This is a genomic window from Paraburkholderia sp. 35.1 (genome assembly GCF_050436525.1).
GTDB lineage: Bacteria > Pseudomonadota > Gammaproteobacteria > Burkholderiales > Burkholderiaceae > Paraburkholderia > Paraburkholderia tuberum.
On record NZ_JBNDMJ010000001.1, the window covers coordinates 857,246 to 872,661 of the forward strand.

The following is a 15,416-nucleotide window of genomic DNA, read 5'->3' on the forward strand; positions in this document are numbered from 1 at the left end:
AACAGCCGCTTGCTCCCTTTCACTCAACCATGCGCGCGATGCGCTGACCTTTACGGCGTCGCGCGCTGAATCTCCGCACCGGGACTCGAGCTCGATACCCATCGAGCCGCTAAAAGATAAAACCGGTATTCACGAACTTCGAGTGATGATTCGTGACCATCGTATCGAACAGCGTCTTGTTCAGGTCGGTCTCCTTGGCCGCGACCATGGAGCGAATCGAGAACGCGCGCAACGCATCGGTGACCGATAGCGTACCTTCCGCAGAATCCTTGCGGCCGGCAAACGGAAAGACGTCTGGGCCTCGCTGGCACTGGCTGTTGAGATTGACGCGGCACACCTGATTGACGAGCGGGTCGACCAGCGATCCAATTTGGGCAGCGTCGGTGCCGAAAATGCTGACCTGCTGACCGTGGTCCGAAGTGATGACATACTCGAGTGGTGTATCAATGTCATCGAACGGCACGACTGGGATGATCGGTCCGAACTGCTCCTCACGATAGAGCATCATCCCTTCCTTCACGGGGTACACCACGGCCGGATAGAAAAGAGTTTTGCAGAACACGCCACCCCCTTCGTTCACGACCGCCGCGCCTTTCGCTTTCGCATCGTCAATTGCCTGAGTCATGTAGGCCGTGCGATGCATGCCCGGCAGCGGTGTAATGGACACACCCTGTTCCCACGGCATGCCGACCTTGAGATTTTTGAGCGCTGCGTTAAAGCGCTGAAGAAACGTATCGGCGATCGAGCGGTGCACCATCAATATCTTGAGCGCTGTGCACCGTTGACCATTGAACGACAACGTACCGAGCAGACATTCCTTCACGGCGAGGTCTATGTCGGCGTCAGCCAACACAATCGCGGCGTTTTTGGCGTCAAGGCCGAGAACGGCGCGTAGCCGATGCGACTTTGGGTGCTGTTTTTTCAGGTGGTCTGCAACCTTGCTTGAGCCGATGAGGGCAAGCACGTCGATCTTTCCTGAGGCGAGCATGTGTGGCACCACCACCGCACCCGGTGCATAAATCGTGTTGACGACGCCTTTCGGGAAAGCAGAGCGGAAAGCCTCGAGCAGTGGAAAGAACAGCAGCGTGCCATATTGGGGCGGCTTGAACACGACGGTGTTGCCCATCAGCAATGCGGGAATGAGCGTCGCGAACGTTTCGTTCAGCGGATAGTTGTAAGGCCCCATGCACAGTACGACGCCCAGCGGGGTGCGGCGAATCTGGCCGATGGTGCCCTCGGCGATGACAAAGCGCGAGTTGCTATTGTCTAGCTCCTTGAGCGCCGAGATAGTGTCTTGCATATAGCTGATGGTGCGGTCGAACTCCTTCTGCGAATCGGCAAGGCTCTTGCCGATTTCCCACATGATCAGATTCACAATCTCATGGCGACTGGCGGCCATGAGACGAATGAAGTCTTGCATGCAGCCGATGCGCTGCGCGACTGTCATCGTTGGCCACTCACCGCGGCCGTGATCGTAGGCTCGCACGGCCGCGTTCAGCGCGGCATCGCTCTCGACCTCGCCCATGACCGGATAACTGCCAATTACGACCTGTTCAGCGTCGCCGGAGGCTTGTCGCACGCAAACTGGCGACTGCACGCTCTTGCAGGCGCCATCCCATGCCTTCAGTTCTCCATCGACGAGCGAGACGCGCTGATGAATCGGCTCCGCGAGGCGGACGGAATCGGGAATATCGTCGGTGACTGGAAACAACTGCCGGAGGTTCTCGAAGTCAATATTTGCCACGTTTCGCTCCTATGTTCGTGCAGTACGCGGTGGTCCGCCAGGTGTTGGGCATTGCTCGAACGCAATCAATGCGACCGTGCCTACCCGCTGGTGACGTAACGGTACCTGTCGGACCGATCATTGGGTCGTGCGCAAGCGACTGTGCCGGTGTTTGGTGGCCGTGCTTCGCGGCGGGCGCAAGACACAGAGAGAAGCATAGCTAATGGCAGAGAACAGAGTTGAAGACGAACCGTGTTCAACACCTGATAAACGGTGAAGTCGGTTCCGACAGTGATATCACGTGGCGCGGCGCGGCACCGCCGAGCTTGCGGGCGAGCTTAGTCAGTAGCTGCGGAAATGTCCTCGTAACCGGATTCGATTAGATTCGTCATCGTGGTCTGCAGTTCGACCAACGGCGTAGCGGTCACTGCGGTCGCTACCCCGTCGGATTTCGGAAGCAGTCCGGCGAATGCCGCCATTCCCGTCCCGCATGCTGTTAGGAGTATGGTGGCAGCAAGTACGGCTGCACTGCCGCGCAGCGCTTGCTTGGGAGCGAAGTCCGCAAAACATCGCATCATGGCTATCTCCGGTTGACGCATTTTCTGGACGCAAAGACCGTGCCGACGGAGGGGCTGTCAGGCAAGCGTGCCGCTAACGGGCTGCGTAGGCGTTGAATGCTCGCGTGACAGTGGCGACGTGGACTCGGTGGTGGGACTCACCCTACACTTTGACCGGGCAGCGACGGTCGGAAACCAACATTTCGCTGCGGAGAATTGCGCCCGCATGTTCCTGAACATTGCCCGGCAAGCGTTCAGGGATTGTCCTGTGCCGCTCGCTTGACCAACCGTATGTGCGAGGCAGCGAGGAACCCGGCGATAGTTCACTTGTTGCGAAGTCCACGTGACACTTCTGCGGCCTGCGCACCGATATACTGTTTCCTCCTACCGAACAGCTGTACTAACATCGAGTAACGGTTCGAGCATTGACGACCGGGCGGGGCTGGGGAGGCGAGTGTGTTTTCCCCTTGGAGAGCCAGGATGAAAGAAAACTCATCTCGTGAAATCGTCGAACTGCTGACAAAAGTGGTCGGGCGCAGCGCCACGCATGTACCTAGGGGGCAGAGCCGCCGCAGTGCCTCAAAAGCGATTGACCGGCTTGAAGAGATCAAACGGAACGCCGCGTTTGCTCGCCAATACGAATCAGCACCGGAACCGCTACGCGAATTGGTGATGAGGCGGGCCGTAGAAGTCCACGACCTGGCGATTGCACGAGATTACGCGAGCGCCCTCAATGCGCTCAGTGCGGTTGTCGATTTCCTCTATCAACATCTTGTAGACGACTCCGGCTCAGCAACGCCTGCGAGCAAACTGGCAAGCATCGATTTGAATGCGGTTCACCGGGCTCTTCAATTCGGAGGTCTTCCGGGACAGTCGCAGCAGGACCCAGATGACGACAACCCGCCGCCAGTGCGTCGCTGAACTTGCCAAGGGATAATCTCCGATGCTCTCGGGCCTATCGAAACTGCTGGACAAAGCATTTATCCTCGGCTTCTTTTTGCCGGCCCTGCTTGGCTTTACAGGCTTTCTCGCGGCAAACGCCGATATCCCGGCATTTTGCGATTTGCTACTCAAAGCGACCTCGGACAGCGACAAGGTTGGAAGCCTGTTCTCTTTCCTCATCATCGTATGGGTCCTATCGCTGATCCTGTTGGTATTGAACAACTGGTTTTATCAGGTCCTCGAAGGATACAAATGGCCATTCAATCGCGAGGCCTGGAAGCGCGATGAGCGAAATCGCCGCAATCGTCAGCTGGACCTCATAGAACGCCTCCGTACGGAACTCGCTACAGAGAACAGTACAATCGAGCGGCTTAAAGCCTCAAAGGAATCGTTGGAATACAGAAAGGCTGAATCGAACCGAGCCACCGTAAGGGCGAGGCTGTACCGCAACCAGGAGCGGAACGCCCGTGATTTCCCCCGGCATGAAAATCTCGTTCTTCCTACGGCCTTTGGGAACACGTTGCGTGCATTCGAGGGTTACTCGAGCGAAGTCTATAAGGTTGACAGCATATTCGTATGGCCGCGTCTTCTTGCAGTCATCCCAAAGGACTATCAGGCAATCATCGCCGATGCGAGAGCGCCAGTCGACTTTCTGGTCGGACTCGTCGTTCTGGGTACCTTTACGTCCATCTTTACCATGGTGCGAGCGATTGACATCTGGCTTGCCGACGGACTGGCCGGTAATTACCTGTTGGCGGATCTTTTTCAGAACGCTGCGATTGCGGCCGCCATTGCGGCAATTGCGTATCGGCTTGCGATTCTAGAGGCAAGAAGCTGGGGCGACGTTGTCAAATCAGCGTTTGACCTTTATCTGCCGGCACTCGCTGAGAAATTAGGTTTTGTTCTCCCGACGTCCCAGGCCGCACAGCGGGAGTTCTGGGCGGCATGGAGCACGCAGTTCCGCTTCCATGCACCGGCAAATACCGCGTGGTGGACACGTATCAAGCCGGTGACGCCAGCAGCAACGACGAAGGCGGATTGGGAGGCGACAGACTCGGCAGGCGAAAGCGACGAGGTGCGCGGAGGTTGACTGTCGAACCCGCGATTCGTGTCGAGCAGAGCTTTTGCTTCCGGACTGACAGCGACAGCGACCAGAGGCAATTGCGCTGCGTCTTATCCGGCCTGGAGTTACGTGCATCATGACGCCACAGTTCGATACCGATTTACGGACCAGACTGGTCAGGGTATATGGCCACGTGCAGGGTGTAGGTTACCGGCAGGCTTGCATCAACGAGGCCACGGCTCGAGGCATCACGGGTTGGGTGCGCAATCGGATGGACGGTTCGGTCGAGGCGGTGTTGCAAGGACACGCAGAAGAACTCGAGCGAATCTGCGATTGGCTGGTTGACGGTGCCCATGCAGCTCTGGTGGACCGTCTGGAAGTCCAGGAACTATCGCCACCAGTAGCCAGGTTCGATGAATTCAAGCTCGCCGCGACGGTCTAGTTGAGTTGAGTCAACCCGCTCGCCCTAAGGCTTGAGTGCGGAAGCCAGAACGCAGCTCATCGGAAGCCTGAGGTCCCCAGTATCGCTGCGATACGCCTGCGCCTCGTGTGCGACGGCCCGTTCAATAGACGCTAGCGCGGCCGGCGTCTGCGCGTGTAGCAACGCGGAAACCCGCACGCCACCACGCAGGAGTGCATGAAAAGGTGTAGTGGGAGCACGAAGCACGAGCGTGAGGTCCAACTCCCGCACCTCCGGTTGGACGAACCCGGCATCGAGTAACAGGCGCTTCGATTCCTCCCAATCGCTGAATCGGAAGAAGGGTGGTCCCGGCGGGACGGGTACGTCGGTCGTCCCGTGCTCCTCGATCGCCTTCAACACCATGCCGAAGCCAACCGCCTTGTTCGGTGTCGCCCATACCGTGAAGGCGATTCTGCCGTTAGGTTGCAGTACACGAAACGCCTCCGCGAGTGCGCGCTCGGGGTGTGCAAAGTGCAACATTCCGAAGCTGATCCCCACCGCCGAGAAGCTTGCGTCGGGAAATGGCAAATCCTCCGCGTCGCCGACGCGGAACTCAAGTGCCGGAAAGACGCGTCTCGCCTTGTCGACCATCGCGACCGAGAAATCCACCCCGGCGACATCCGCGCCGCTGCGCGCGGCGGCCGCCGCGAGATAGCCCGGGCCGCAGGCGACGTCGAGAAAACGGGCTCCCCGCCGAATGCAGAGGGTTTCGAGCATGGCCTGGTTCGACTGGGCGGTCAAATCACCAAAATACTCATGATAGGCCTGCGCGACCCGCTCCCAACCTTCGTGCTCGAAGGTACTGAAGTCGAGTTGTCCCATGCTTACCCCCACCGGTTTTACACGTTGGCAACCTTTAGCGCATGCCTATGTTCCTCGTAATCCGTATGTCTGGCTATCGGGGAAACAATCAGGCGGCGACAGAGACAGCGAACAAATGTGTGGTGCGACGCACAACCAACGTCGTCTAAAGCCGCCAGACTTTCGCGCGCGTCGGCGCTGGCTGACGCACCCCCACGAACCAATACGCCTGCTTTCTCTCTGGCGCTTCGCATTTCAGCGCCAGGTCGCGAAACGCATCACTTGCGTTAGACTGGCTCGAGCAACCGGGAGGAGACCTGGATGATACGCAAGACGCTTAATGCCTCGCAGCTTCAGCAGGAGGTCAGTCGGCGAATCCATCGACTGCAGGAAATCGTCGAGGATGGCGTGAAGATTCGCGTGCCGCGGCCGCAATTGCAAGAGGCTGACAAGACAGGCTGCAACTGGAATATGACCCACTTCGGTAACGCGATCGGCTTCGAGCGCGACATCGAGGGCGTACTCAAGGCCATGCGTGCAGAATACAACCTCAGTACCGAAGTGAAGGACACCAACAACCCGTTCGGGGACTAGTCGCGAAAGTTACAACCAGCGCGGCTCGCGCGTGAACGCCACCGTCAGCCAGCGGTCCGGGCCCGATTCGCCGATTGCGCGCGAGATCCTGTCGCGGATCTGATCGAGCTGGCGGACGCCGGCGTGCTCCATCGCCTCGGGCAACACGATATGCACCTCGACGAACAGGCCGCGGCCGACGCGCGTCGCGTAGTGCGAGTGCTTGACGAAGCCGTAGTAGGCGGTCAGTTGTTGCATCAGGTCGCGCAGTCCGCGCTCCAGATCCGGCGGCGTGATCAGCAACACTTCCTTGACCGCGCCGATCACGGTTCCGATCGGCATCGGGATCAGGACGAGCGTCAGTAGTGCGAGCACGCCGGGGTCGATGTACGGTGTCAGGTGGCCGTGCCCGATTCGTTCGAGCAGCCATGCAATCGAAAACGCCAGCAACAGCGCCGCGCTGACGCACGCCGACATCAGCCAGCTCTTGATGTCGAGCCCTATCAGTTCGGAGTCGATCGCGCGATTCACGCGCCGCTCGCGCAAGAACATGACGAAGGCGAACGTGGCAACCACCACTGCGTAGAAGACGCCCCAGCCGAACTCGAGCTCGTGGCCGCCGTCGAGCAGGCCTTTGACCGCGTTGATGAAAGCATAAAAGCACAGCACCGACAGCAAATTGCCGTTGAACACGAGCACGAGCGGCTCGATGTGCCAGAAGCCGTGCTGGAAGCGTCGACTGCTCTCTTGCCGAAGCGGGCTCCATCGAGGAGCCCGCGTGCTTCATGAATAGAGGAGCCGGCTCAGGTCTGGTTGCCCCACAGATCGTCAATCGCGCGGATTGCCAGCAAGTATCCGTTTGCGCCAGCCCCGCAAATTACCGCGGTAGCCGCCACCGAAATCGTCGAGTGACGATATTCCTCCGAGCGTCGGTGGATGTTGGTGATATGCAATTCCACTACAGGTCGGCGGATGAGCTTGACTGCGTCGAGCACCGGAATCCGACCGAATGAAAAGCCGGCTGGATTGATGATCAGCGCGGCGTCCTGCAAGAACGCTTCCTGGATCCAGTCGATCAACTCGCTTTCGCTGTTCGTTTGTCGGAATACGCAGTCGAACTCGAGGGCGTCGGCCAGCGCGAGGCAGTTCTGTTCGATGTCCTTCAGCGTAGTGCTGCCATAAAGATGAGGCTCCCGCGCGCCCAGCATGTTCAGGTTGGAGCCATTGAGGATGTAGAGTTTGCGAGTCATGGTGTCAGTGTGTAGAAGAGCGTTCCAGGGCCGTGTCTTTGGTTTCCCGGGATATTGCGATCATCAGGAAGGAGATCAGGTTCAGCGAGCCGCAGACCGCTACGATGGCCCAAGGGGAACCGTTAAAGGCATTGAGCAGCGCCACGGCGACGATTGGCATCGGGCCGCCGGTGAGCAGGTTGGCTCCCGAGTACGACAGTGCGGACCCCGTGTAGCGCGCATCGGTCGGAAATGACTCGGCGAACCACACCGGCTGGATGCCGCTCTGGAACTGTGTGAAGCCGAGGAAGGCGCCCATCACGGCCATCGTCATGGCGATCGAGTTCTGGTTGAGAATCGGAAAGTAGATCAGGCAGCAGATCAGCGTGCAGAACGAGCCGATCATCAGCGCACGTTTGCGTCCGATCCGATCGCTCAGATAACCGCCCGCCAGCGCTCCCGCGATGGCACAGACATTCGCAACCATCAGCAGCATGAAACCGGTCTGCTTTGGTACGCCGAGGTGTTTCGTCAGATAGCTGAGCGAGAAAACCACGATCAGATAAAACAGTGCGGCCGGGCCACAGAAGAACAGCGTCAGGCGAAGCGCGGTGCGCCAGTGATATTTGAAAACGGTGCCTAGCGGATTGGCGGCGCGTGTGGGCGAGCCACTTTTCCTGAGCGCCTCGAAGGCCGGTGTCTCGCTAACCTTCCTGCGGATGTAGATGCCCAGCAGCACCAGCACAAAGCTTGCGAGGAACGGGACTCGCCATCCCCAGGAGTCGAAGTCGTCCGATGAAAGCAACGCGGCCAGTGTAAAGAGCGAGAAGTTGGCGAGAATCTGGCTGAGTGGCGAGCAGATGCCAAGCAGGCCCGAATACCAACCGCGTCGGTTAGCAGACGCATGCTCGACCGCCATCAGTTGCGCGCCCGTCGACTCGCCGCCAAGCGCGAATCCCTGGATGATGCGCAGTGTCACCAGCAACGTCGGCGCGAAGATGCCAACCTGGTGGTAAGTGGGCAACAGCCCCATCAGGAACGATGAAGCTCCCATTACCGACACGGTGATAAGCATCAGTTTGCGGCGTCCCCAACGGTCCCCGAGCATCCCGCAGATCACCGCGCCTAGCGGGCGTGCGGCCAGCCCTGCCCAGAAACTAGCCAACGACGCGAGCAGCGAGGCGGTCGGGTCCAGCGATGGAAAAAACAGCTTTGGAAAGATCGTGGCCGCGACCACACCATACAGCGCGAAGTCGAACCATTCGAGCGCCGTTCCGACGGTTGCGCCTGCCACCGCCCGACGCGCCATCAAGTGAGCCTGCGCGGACTGTTGTTCCGCGGCAAGGCCTGAATCAGCAAAAAATGACATGTTGTCTCCTGAATTCCTCATATGTCGAACCGTTCGTTTCTGGCGACGAACAAGTGCTATTGTTTGCGCTCGGAAAGCGAGGCGTTCCGCACCGGAACTGCATTGCACATAATGAAAATCACGCGAAATGTCGCTCAAAAACGGCCTGAGAATTCTTGATTTCCTGGCGACGCAAGCCGAAGGCGCGGGTCTTCTGGCGATTGCCGACGCTTTGTCCCTGCCCCGCAGCACGTGCCACCGCGTGCTCGCCGAGCTCATCGAAGGCGGCTATGTCAGGCAACTGGTCGATCACAGCCGCTACATTCTGACGATGCGTATGACGTCGAACGGGCTGGAATTCCTGAGCCTGACGGGCATCGCGGATATCGCCCAGCCGATCATCGAACGCGTCGCTGCGCAGACAGGTGAACTGGCGCGGCTGTCGTTGGTGGACGGCGAAGCAATCATCTGGGTGGGGAAGGCGGACGGACAGCGCATCGGCTTTCGCTACGATCCTGACATGGGCCAGGCAGCACGACTTTCATGCACGTCGACCGGACACGCATGGCTGATGACAATGACTGACGAACAGGCGGCGGCACTGGTTTTGAAGCAGGGTTTTGGACAGCCCAATGAGTTTGGACCCAATGCGCCGACGACGCTCAAGGCGCTGCTGGGCTTCCTGCACGCTGCGCGCGTGCGTGGCTACGCGATGATCGACGAGGTGTTTGCCCCACGCATGTCAGCGGTGGCGGTGCCCGTGGTGAGCGGCTCGCGTTGCGTCGGCGTCATCAGTTTGGCCGGTCCGCGGGTGCGGCTGACGACCGAGAAGATTCACGAGTACTCGATGCTGCTGCGCGAGGCGGCGAATGAACTGGCCCAGCTAAGCAATATGGCGGGATTCCCGAGTCGGCCGCCGCTCGGCAAGGGATGACGAGACACAAGTGCAAAGCCATCCGAGCGGCGAACTTCGTCCGCTTCGCGCCGAACTGCGGTCTCCGATACGTTGGCGCAGATGACCGAACGTCTTCCTGCCGGATGCGCAACTGACGGTCGGGCGCCATGCTGCCATCACACTCGGGCTTCGCCCCAAAACCCGCAAGTGGCCGGACTAGACCGTCGATCCTGTTGGATATGACCAGGTGAGATGGTGCTGAACGGAGGCTAGCTTGTTATTCCTTGTCATAACGGCGCACTGGAACGCGGCTATCGGCGCGAGCTACGATGAAGCACAACGACGGCGTGTAAATTACGCCTTTTTCACGTAGGCGTTACACCACCCTTTTGCGTAGACCAGCTTGCCCCCGTAGGTCGGACACGGCCCAATCGTGGAACCGGGTTTGCCTTGATACAGTTGGCAATTGGCGCAGGTCTGCCCTGTCTGGTACCGAGGGAATTTCGCCTTGTCGACCTTCGATGCGTCCATCTTGTATCCGAGGGCCAGTGCGGTCGGATCGTTTTCGGACAGCACAGGCGCGTCCGCGTTTGACTTTGTCGAGAGAACCGTCGTTGAGGCAACGGATGCGGCAAGTATCATGAAATGACGGCGAGAGAGCGACACGATCGAAACCTCCTTTCGAGACACAATCAGACGGTGGCAAAGTGACGGTGAACCGGTCAATCGCAAACCGCCTCGTCATAACATGAGCAATCAACATACCTGTCGATTGTCGAACACCAGTTTCGCAGCCGGCCTGTTGGGTGAAATATCACATGCGATATATTGAAAACCGAGGCATGACCGAGCCACGGAGGATCGATCGTGGAACTGGATGTGACGCAGAAGCTGATCGGTACGAGGAGCAGGATATGAAGATGACCTTGCGCGGCCCGCTATCGTTGTGAACCGGACCAAAGCGAAGCCCGGAGAACTCCAGAAGCGGCCCTGGGTCTCGCGCCGAGTTTTCGGCTGTGAGACCGCGCTCGCTTGAGTGCGCTGTGCCGCGTTACTCTCGTGTCATCCGTCTACCGGCGAACGCATGTCATTGCGGCTTGAGGTGCAGATCGTTGCTCACGGATTGCACCCCCGGCACGCCGTGGGTCACCGCAAGTGCTTCCAGAATCTGTGCCTCTGAATCCACGTATCCCGACAACTGCACGACGCCTCGATACGTTGCCACGCTCATCGGTAACGATCGTAGCGCGGGGTCCGCGACAAGCGCCTGCTTCACCCGGCGGGCGAGCGTAGCGTCGTCAGTGGCGATTGCCCCCGGCGCGGTCGCGGACGGCGTCGCCGTCGCCGTCGCCGTCGACTTACAGCCGTTGGTGAACACGAACGCGGGCAACGCGAACATCGCGACGATCAGCAACCGGCCTTTGATGTATGGCGCGTTTCGCATGTCGGTTATGACATCCAAATCCGTTCATTCGTACATTCAAACGTCGACACAAAAACATCGCTGCCGTGGCGCTCGCGGCAAAGTATGCACGGACGGCACGGGCCATGCTGATACGAAACCAGGCCTTTCAGGCTAGCCATGTACCTGCACGATCCAGCGTGACCGATTGACAGATTCAGCGATTAGCAGCGAAACAGCATTCACTTACCATCACAAGCTGTGTCATACGTTGGGCGGTACGTTTAACCTGCCGCATACGGCACACTACACCCACAGCGCCGCGCCCGATGCGCTTGCGTGCGTCGCACGCGCGCTCGGCGGCAAGCGCGCGGCCGACGCGGGTCCGCTGCTGTTCGAACTGAACCGCGCGCTCGGCATTCCGATGGCGCTCGCGCAGATCGGCATGCCCGAGCAGGGACTCGACGAAGCGGCCGATCTCGCGTGCAAGAATCCGTATGCGAACCCGCGTCCCGTGGCGCGCGATGCGATCCGCGCGCCGCTGCAACGTGCGTGGCAGGGCGCCGAACCCGCCTGAGCATTGGCCAACGCAGCGCCGCCAGAACAATCGATGGAGGAAGACATGTCGACAGACAGCAAAGAAGCCGAGCAGGCCCTGACCGAGCAGGTGGTAGCAAGCTTCGCGGGCACGCCCGACGAACGGCTGCGCACGTTGATGCAAAGCCTCGTGCGGCACATGCATGCGTTCGTGCGTGAAGTCGAGCCGACCGAGGCCGAATGGATGTCGGCCATTCGCTTTCTGACCGACACCGGCAAGATGTGCGATGACCTCGTGCGTCAGGAATTCATCCTGTTGTCGGATACGCTCGGCGTATCGATGCTCGTCGACGCGATCAATCACCGTCTCGCGACGGGCGCGACCGACACCACCGTATTCGGTCCGTTCTATATTCGCGGCATGCCCGAGCGCGCATATGGCGAGAACATCGCGTTCACGCCGGGCACGCCCGCACTCGTGCATGGGCGCGTGCTGTCGACGGACGGAGAGCCGCTTGCCAACGCGGTGCTAGACGTCTGGCAGACCGCCGATAACGGCATGTACTCGGGGCAGGACACCGAGCAGCCGCACGGCAATCTGCGTGGACGTTTTCGCACCGACGCCGAAGGCCGCTACGCGATTTCGACGATCGTGCCGGTCAGCTATCCGATTCCGACCGACGGCCCGGTCGGCCGCATGCTCGAAGCGACTGGACGGCATCCGTGGCGACCCGCGCATCTGCACTTCATGATAGATGCGCCTGGGCATCGGACACTGGTCACGCATGTGTTCGATCGCGAGGATCCGTATCTGGATTCGGACGCGGTGTTCGGCGTGAAGCCCTCGCTGATGGTGGACTATCGCGAGTGCTCCGCGGATCACGAACTCGCGCGCCGCTTCGGTTTCGATGGACCGTTCCGCGAAGCGCGCTACGACTTCATCCTCGATCGGAGTTAATGACGATGGCACGTTTTTTCGCGGTATTCGCGACCGACAAGCCCGGCATGCGCGAAGTGCGCGAACGGGTGCGTCCGGTGCATCGGACGTGGTTGCGCGGCAATCCGCATCGTGGCGTGTTCGTGCGCCTCGGCGGTCCGACGCTCGCGCCGCAATGCGATGCGATGAATGGCACGTTGCTGGTCGTCGAAGCGGAGCGTATCGACGATGTGATGGAGTTCGTCAGCAACGATCCGTATATGCAGGCGGGGCTATTCGATTGCGTCGAGATCCGTCCGTGGGACTGGAGCCTCGGCAATCCGGAACGGAGAGTCTGAGCGATGAACGAAACACCGCTGTGCCCGCTTGCCGACGTGCCCGACGGCGGCGCGCGGGTCGTCGATGCCACGGCCGCCGGCGTGCCCGTCGTGGTCGTGCGGCGTGGCGAGCAGGTGTGGGCTTACGCGAACCGTTGCGCACATTTCGGTGCCGCTCGATTTCGAGCCCGGCGATGTGCTGTGCTATCGCGCGCAGGTGTTGATGTGCGCGCATCACAGCGCGCTGTTGTCAGGCGTGATCCTCGTGCTGCCGGAGGGCGAGAGCGAACACACGGTGTATCTGTGAACCGCGCGCAGACCAGTGCGATCGGGTGAGTGGCGCAGTCGTTCTGGAAATGATTCGGGGCAAGGCGCGAGGCTGAACGACGCGCCATACCCCGCCGCCGCTACTTCAACCGCCCCGCCAAAAACTGCTGCAACCGCTCGCTGCGCGGATTCGTCAGCACCTGATGCGGATGCCCTTGCTCCTCGATCTTGCCCTTGTGCAGGAATACGACATGATTCGACACGTTGCGCGCGAAGCCCATTTCGTGCGTGACGACGATCATCGTGCGGCCTTCTTCGGCGAGCGCCTGCATCACACGCAGCACTTCGCCGACGAGTTCGGGATCGAGCGCCGAAGTCGGTTCGTCGAACAGCATCACTTCCGGCTCCATCGCAAGCGCGCGAGCAATAGCGACGCGCTGCTGCTGACCACCGGACAGATGCGACGGATATTTTTTCTCCGTGCTGGCCGGCAAACCGACCTTGGTCAGATACTTCCGAGCGCGTTCCTCGGCTTGCGCGCGGCTCAATCCCAGCACGCTGATCGGCGCCTCGATGATGTTCTCGAGCGCCGTCATATGCGCCCACAGATTGAAATGCTGGAACACCATCGACAGACGCGTGCGCATCGTTTGCAACTGCTTCGGATGGGTCACGCGTAGCGAGCCGTTGCGATCCCTGCTCGTGTTGATTTCCTCTCCGTTCAGCGTGATGCGCCCGGAGCACGGCGATTCGAGAAAGTTGATGCACCGCAGGAAGGTGCTTTTCCCGGAGCCGCTCGACCCGATGAGGCTAATCACGTCGCCCGCCTTCGCCTTCAGCGAGACGCCCTTCAATACCTCGTTGTCGCCGAACTTCTTGTGCAGGTCGTCGACCGTCAGCTTGTACATGCTCGTATGCTCCATCATGACGCGAATGCGTCCGGGTTTAATGCGCTTGCGGTTTCAGATAAGCCAGCAATCGGATTTCCATCTTGCGGAAGCCCCAGATCAGCGCGAACACGATCGCCGCATACAGGATCGCCGCGATGCCGTACGCCTGGAACGTCGCGTAGGTCGCGGAGTTGACGTCGCGCGCCACTTTCAGAATGTCGGGGACGGTCGCCGTGAACGCGAGTGTCGTCGCGTGCAGCATCAGGATCACCTCGTTGCTGTACGAGGGCAGTGCCCGGCGCAGCGCCGAAGGCAGGATGATGCGCGTGTACAGCTTGAACTTCGACATGCCGTAAGCCTGGGCCGCCTCGATTTCACCGTGCGAGGTCTCCCGGATCGAACCCGCGAAGATCTCGGTGGCATACGCGCATTCGTTCAGCGCGAACGCGAGCAGCGTGCAGTTCATCGCATTGCGAAAGAAGCTGTCGAGCATCTGGTGCGAATGGACGAAATGCAGACTGTAGAGGCCCGTGTAGATCAACAGCAACTGAACGTATAAAGGCGTGCCCCGGAAGATGTAGGTGTAAAGCCAGACGGGTCCGGAGATGTAGCGGTTGCGCGACGCGCGCGCGATCGCGAGCGGCACGGCCAACACGAAACCCAGCACGATCGACGCAACCAGCAACCACAGCGTGATGACGAGGCCGGTGTAGTTGAAGCCGTCCGTGAACAGGTAGTTCTGCCAGTATTGACGAGTCAGTTCGATCACAGCGTGGCCCTCCGTACGCCGATCGAGTAGCGCTTCTCGAGGCGGTTCAATAGCAGATTCGAAATGGTGGTGATGGCGAGGTAGATGGCCCCAGTCGCCAGCGTGAAGAAGAAGAACGACTGCGTGCTCTTGCCGGCGTCCTGCGATGCCTTGACCACGTCTGCGAGACCGATGATCGACACGAGCGCGGTGGCCTTCACGAGCACCTGCCAGTTGTTGCCGATGCCGGGCAGCGCGAAGCGCATCATCTGCGGGAACAGGATGCGCGTGAACACGCGCCGCGCGCTCATGCCGTACGCGAAGCCCGCTTCGATCTGCCCGCGCGGCACGGAGAGAAACGCGCCGCGGAAGGTTTCGGTGAAGTACGCGCCGTAAATGAAGCCGAGCGTGATCACACCGGCGAGAAACGGATCGATGTCGATCTGCTCGATGCTGAACATGTCGGTCAGATCATTGAGCCAGATCTGGATGCTGTAGAACAGCAACAGCATCAGCACGAGATCGGGCACGGCGCGGATCAGCGTCGTGTACATCGTGCCGATGCGCGAGATCGCACGGTTGGTCGACAGCTTCGCGGCGGCGCCGAGAAGTCCCAGCGCAAACGACGCCGCGAGCGACAGCACCGCGAGCTTGATGGTTACCCACGTGCCCGCGAGGAGCAGCGGACCGAAGCCTTGAAACAGCATGGGAGTGTCCTTGATGGAGC

16 protein-coding genes and 3 pseudogenes are annotated in these 15,416 nt (G+C 60.0%); 9 read left to right on the forward strand and 10 right to left on the reverse strand.

Annotated elements, in window-relative coordinates; genetic code table 11:
• Nucleotides 1-109: 109 nt before the first annotated feature.
• Entirely contained in the window at nt 110-1,744 is a 1,635-nt protein-coding gene (locus OKW27_RS04130) for an NADP-dependent glyceraldehyde-3-phosphate dehydrogenase (protein ID WP_429332633.1), read from the reverse strand.
• Between the two features lie 1,016 nt (nt 1,745-2,760).
• Here OKW27_RS04130 and OKW27_RS04135 point away from each other — a divergent pair.
• From OKW27_RS04135 to OKW27_RS04145, 3 genes are all read left to right on the forward strand, one after another.
• A complete protein-coding gene (locus OKW27_RS04135) occupies nt 2,761-3,201 on the forward strand; it encodes a hypothetical protein (RefSeq protein WP_429332634.1) in 441 nt (146 codons plus the stop codon).
• Nucleotides 3,202-3,223: 22 nt separating this feature from the next.
• Complete coding sequence (locus tag OKW27_RS04140; protein ID WP_429332635.1) at nt 3,224-4,312, forward strand: hypothetical protein; 1,089 nt, start codon at nt 3,224-3,226, stop codon at nt 4,310-4,312.
• Between the two features lie 109 nt (nt 4,313-4,421).
• Nucleotides 4,422-4,727, forward strand: coding sequence for an acylphosphatase (locus OKW27_RS04145; protein ID WP_090810768.1), 306 nt, complete (start codon nt 4,422-4,424; stop codon nt 4,725-4,727).
• A gap of 24 nt (nt 4,728-4,751) precedes the next feature.
• Here the strand turns inward: OKW27_RS04145 and OKW27_RS04150 are convergent, their stop codons facing one another.
• On the reverse strand, nt 4,752-5,567 hold the full coding sequence (locus OKW27_RS04150) for a class I SAM-dependent methyltransferase (RefSeq protein WP_429332636.1): 816 nt from the start codon (nt 5,565-5,567) through the stop codon (nt 4,752-4,754).
• A 300-nt stretch (nt 5,568-5,867) separates the two neighbouring features.
• Here OKW27_RS04150 and OKW27_RS04155 point away from each other — a divergent pair, with 300 nt between their 5' ends.
• On the forward strand, nt 5,868-6,140 hold the full coding sequence (locus OKW27_RS04155; RefSeq protein ID WP_184045046.1) for a hypothetical protein: 273 nt from the start codon (nt 5,868-5,870) through the stop codon (nt 6,138-6,140).
• Between the two features lie 9 nt (nt 6,141-6,149).
• Here the strand turns inward: OKW27_RS04155 and OKW27_RS04160 are convergent.
• From OKW27_RS04160 to OKW27_RS04170, 3 genes and pseudogenes are all read right to left on the reverse strand, one after another.
• Nucleotides 6,150-6,860: pseudogene (locus tag OKW27_RS04160) on the reverse strand (cation diffusion facilitator family transporter); the annotation flags it as partial.
• Nucleotides 6,861-6,922: 62 nt separating this feature from the next.
• Nucleotides 6,923-7,369 carry a type II 3-dehydroquinate dehydratase gene (locus tag OKW27_RS04165; protein ID WP_090810774.1) on the reverse strand — a complete coding sequence of 149 codons (447 nt, stop codon included), beginning with the start codon at nt 7,367-7,369 and terminating at the stop codon, nt 6,923-6,925.
• A 4-nt stretch (nt 7,370-7,373) separates the two neighbouring features.
• A complete protein-coding gene (locus tag OKW27_RS04170; protein ID WP_090811841.1) occupies nt 7,374-8,657 on the reverse strand; it encodes an MFS transporter in 1,284 nt (427 codons plus the stop codon).
• A 187-nt stretch (nt 8,658-8,844) separates the two neighbouring features.
• On the opposite strand from OKW27_RS04170, the gene OKW27_RS04175 reads away from it, so the two are divergent.
• Nucleotides 8,845-9,630 carry an IclR family transcriptional regulator gene (locus OKW27_RS04175; RefSeq protein ID WP_018422624.1) on the forward strand — a complete coding sequence of 262 codons (786 nt, stop codon included), beginning with the start codon at nt 8,845-8,847 and terminating at the stop codon, nt 9,628-9,630.
• A 315-nt stretch (nt 9,631-9,945) separates the two neighbouring features.
• On the opposite strand, the gene OKW27_RS04180 is transcribed toward OKW27_RS04175, so the two are convergent.
• On the reverse strand, nt 9,946-10,233 hold the full coding sequence (locus OKW27_RS04180; protein WP_090810793.1) for a high-potential iron-sulfur protein: 288 nt from the start codon (nt 10,231-10,233) through the stop codon (nt 9,946-9,948).
• Between the two features lie 445 nt (nt 10,234-10,678).
• Nucleotides 10,679-11,035, reverse strand: a complete 357-nt coding sequence (locus tag OKW27_RS04185; RefSeq protein WP_429332637.1) for a BON domain-containing protein — start codon at nt 11,033-11,035, stop codon at nt 10,679-10,681.
• A 208-nt stretch (nt 11,036-11,243) separates the two neighbouring features.
• Between OKW27_RS04185 and OKW27_RS04190 the strand changes: the two are divergent.
• From OKW27_RS04190 to OKW27_RS04205, 4 genes and pseudogenes are all read left to right on the forward strand, one after another.
• Nucleotides 11,244-11,570: pseudogene (locus tag OKW27_RS04190) on the forward strand (maleylacetate reductase); the annotation flags it as partial.
• A gap of 45 nt (nt 11,571-11,615) precedes the next feature.
• Nucleotides 11,616-12,488 carry an intradiol ring-cleavage dioxygenase gene (locus OKW27_RS04195; protein WP_090810797.1) on the forward strand — a complete coding sequence of 291 codons (873 nt, stop codon included), beginning with the start codon at nt 11,616-11,618 and terminating at the stop codon, nt 12,486-12,488.
• 5 nt (nt 12,489-12,493) lie between these two features.
• A complete protein-coding gene (locus OKW27_RS04200; protein ID WP_429332638.1) occupies nt 12,494-12,805 on the forward strand; it encodes a YciI family protein in 312 nt (103 codons plus the stop codon).
• 3 nt (nt 12,806-12,808) lie between these two features.
• Nucleotides 12,809-13,031: pseudogene (locus tag OKW27_RS04205) on the forward strand (Rieske (2Fe-2S) protein); the annotation flags it as partial.
• Nucleotides 13,032-13,191: 160 nt separating this feature from the next.
• Here the strand turns inward: OKW27_RS04205 and OKW27_RS04210 are convergent.
• The 3 genes from OKW27_RS04210 to OKW27_RS04220 are packed head-to-tail and all read right to left on the reverse strand — an operon-like array spanning nt 13,192 to nt 15,396.
• Complete coding sequence (locus OKW27_RS04210) at nt 13,192-13,959, reverse strand: ABC transporter ATP-binding protein (RefSeq protein ID WP_429332639.1); 768 nt, start codon at nt 13,957-13,959, stop codon at nt 13,192-13,194.
• A 37-nt stretch (nt 13,960-13,996) separates the two neighbouring features.
• The gene (locus OKW27_RS04215) at nt 13,997-14,710 is read right to left on the reverse strand and encodes an ABC transporter permease (RefSeq protein WP_090810803.1); all 714 of its coding nucleotides are present in this window, start codon (nt 14,708-14,710) and stop codon (nt 13,997-13,999) included.
• Nucleotides 14,707-15,396, reverse strand: a complete 690-nt coding sequence (locus tag OKW27_RS04220) for an ABC transporter permease (RefSeq protein WP_090810805.1) — start codon at nt 15,394-15,396, stop codon at nt 14,707-14,709. The genes OKW27_RS04215 and OKW27_RS04220 overlap by 4 nt, the downstream gene beginning before the upstream one ends.
• Nucleotides 15,397-15,416 lie beyond the last annotated feature (20 nt).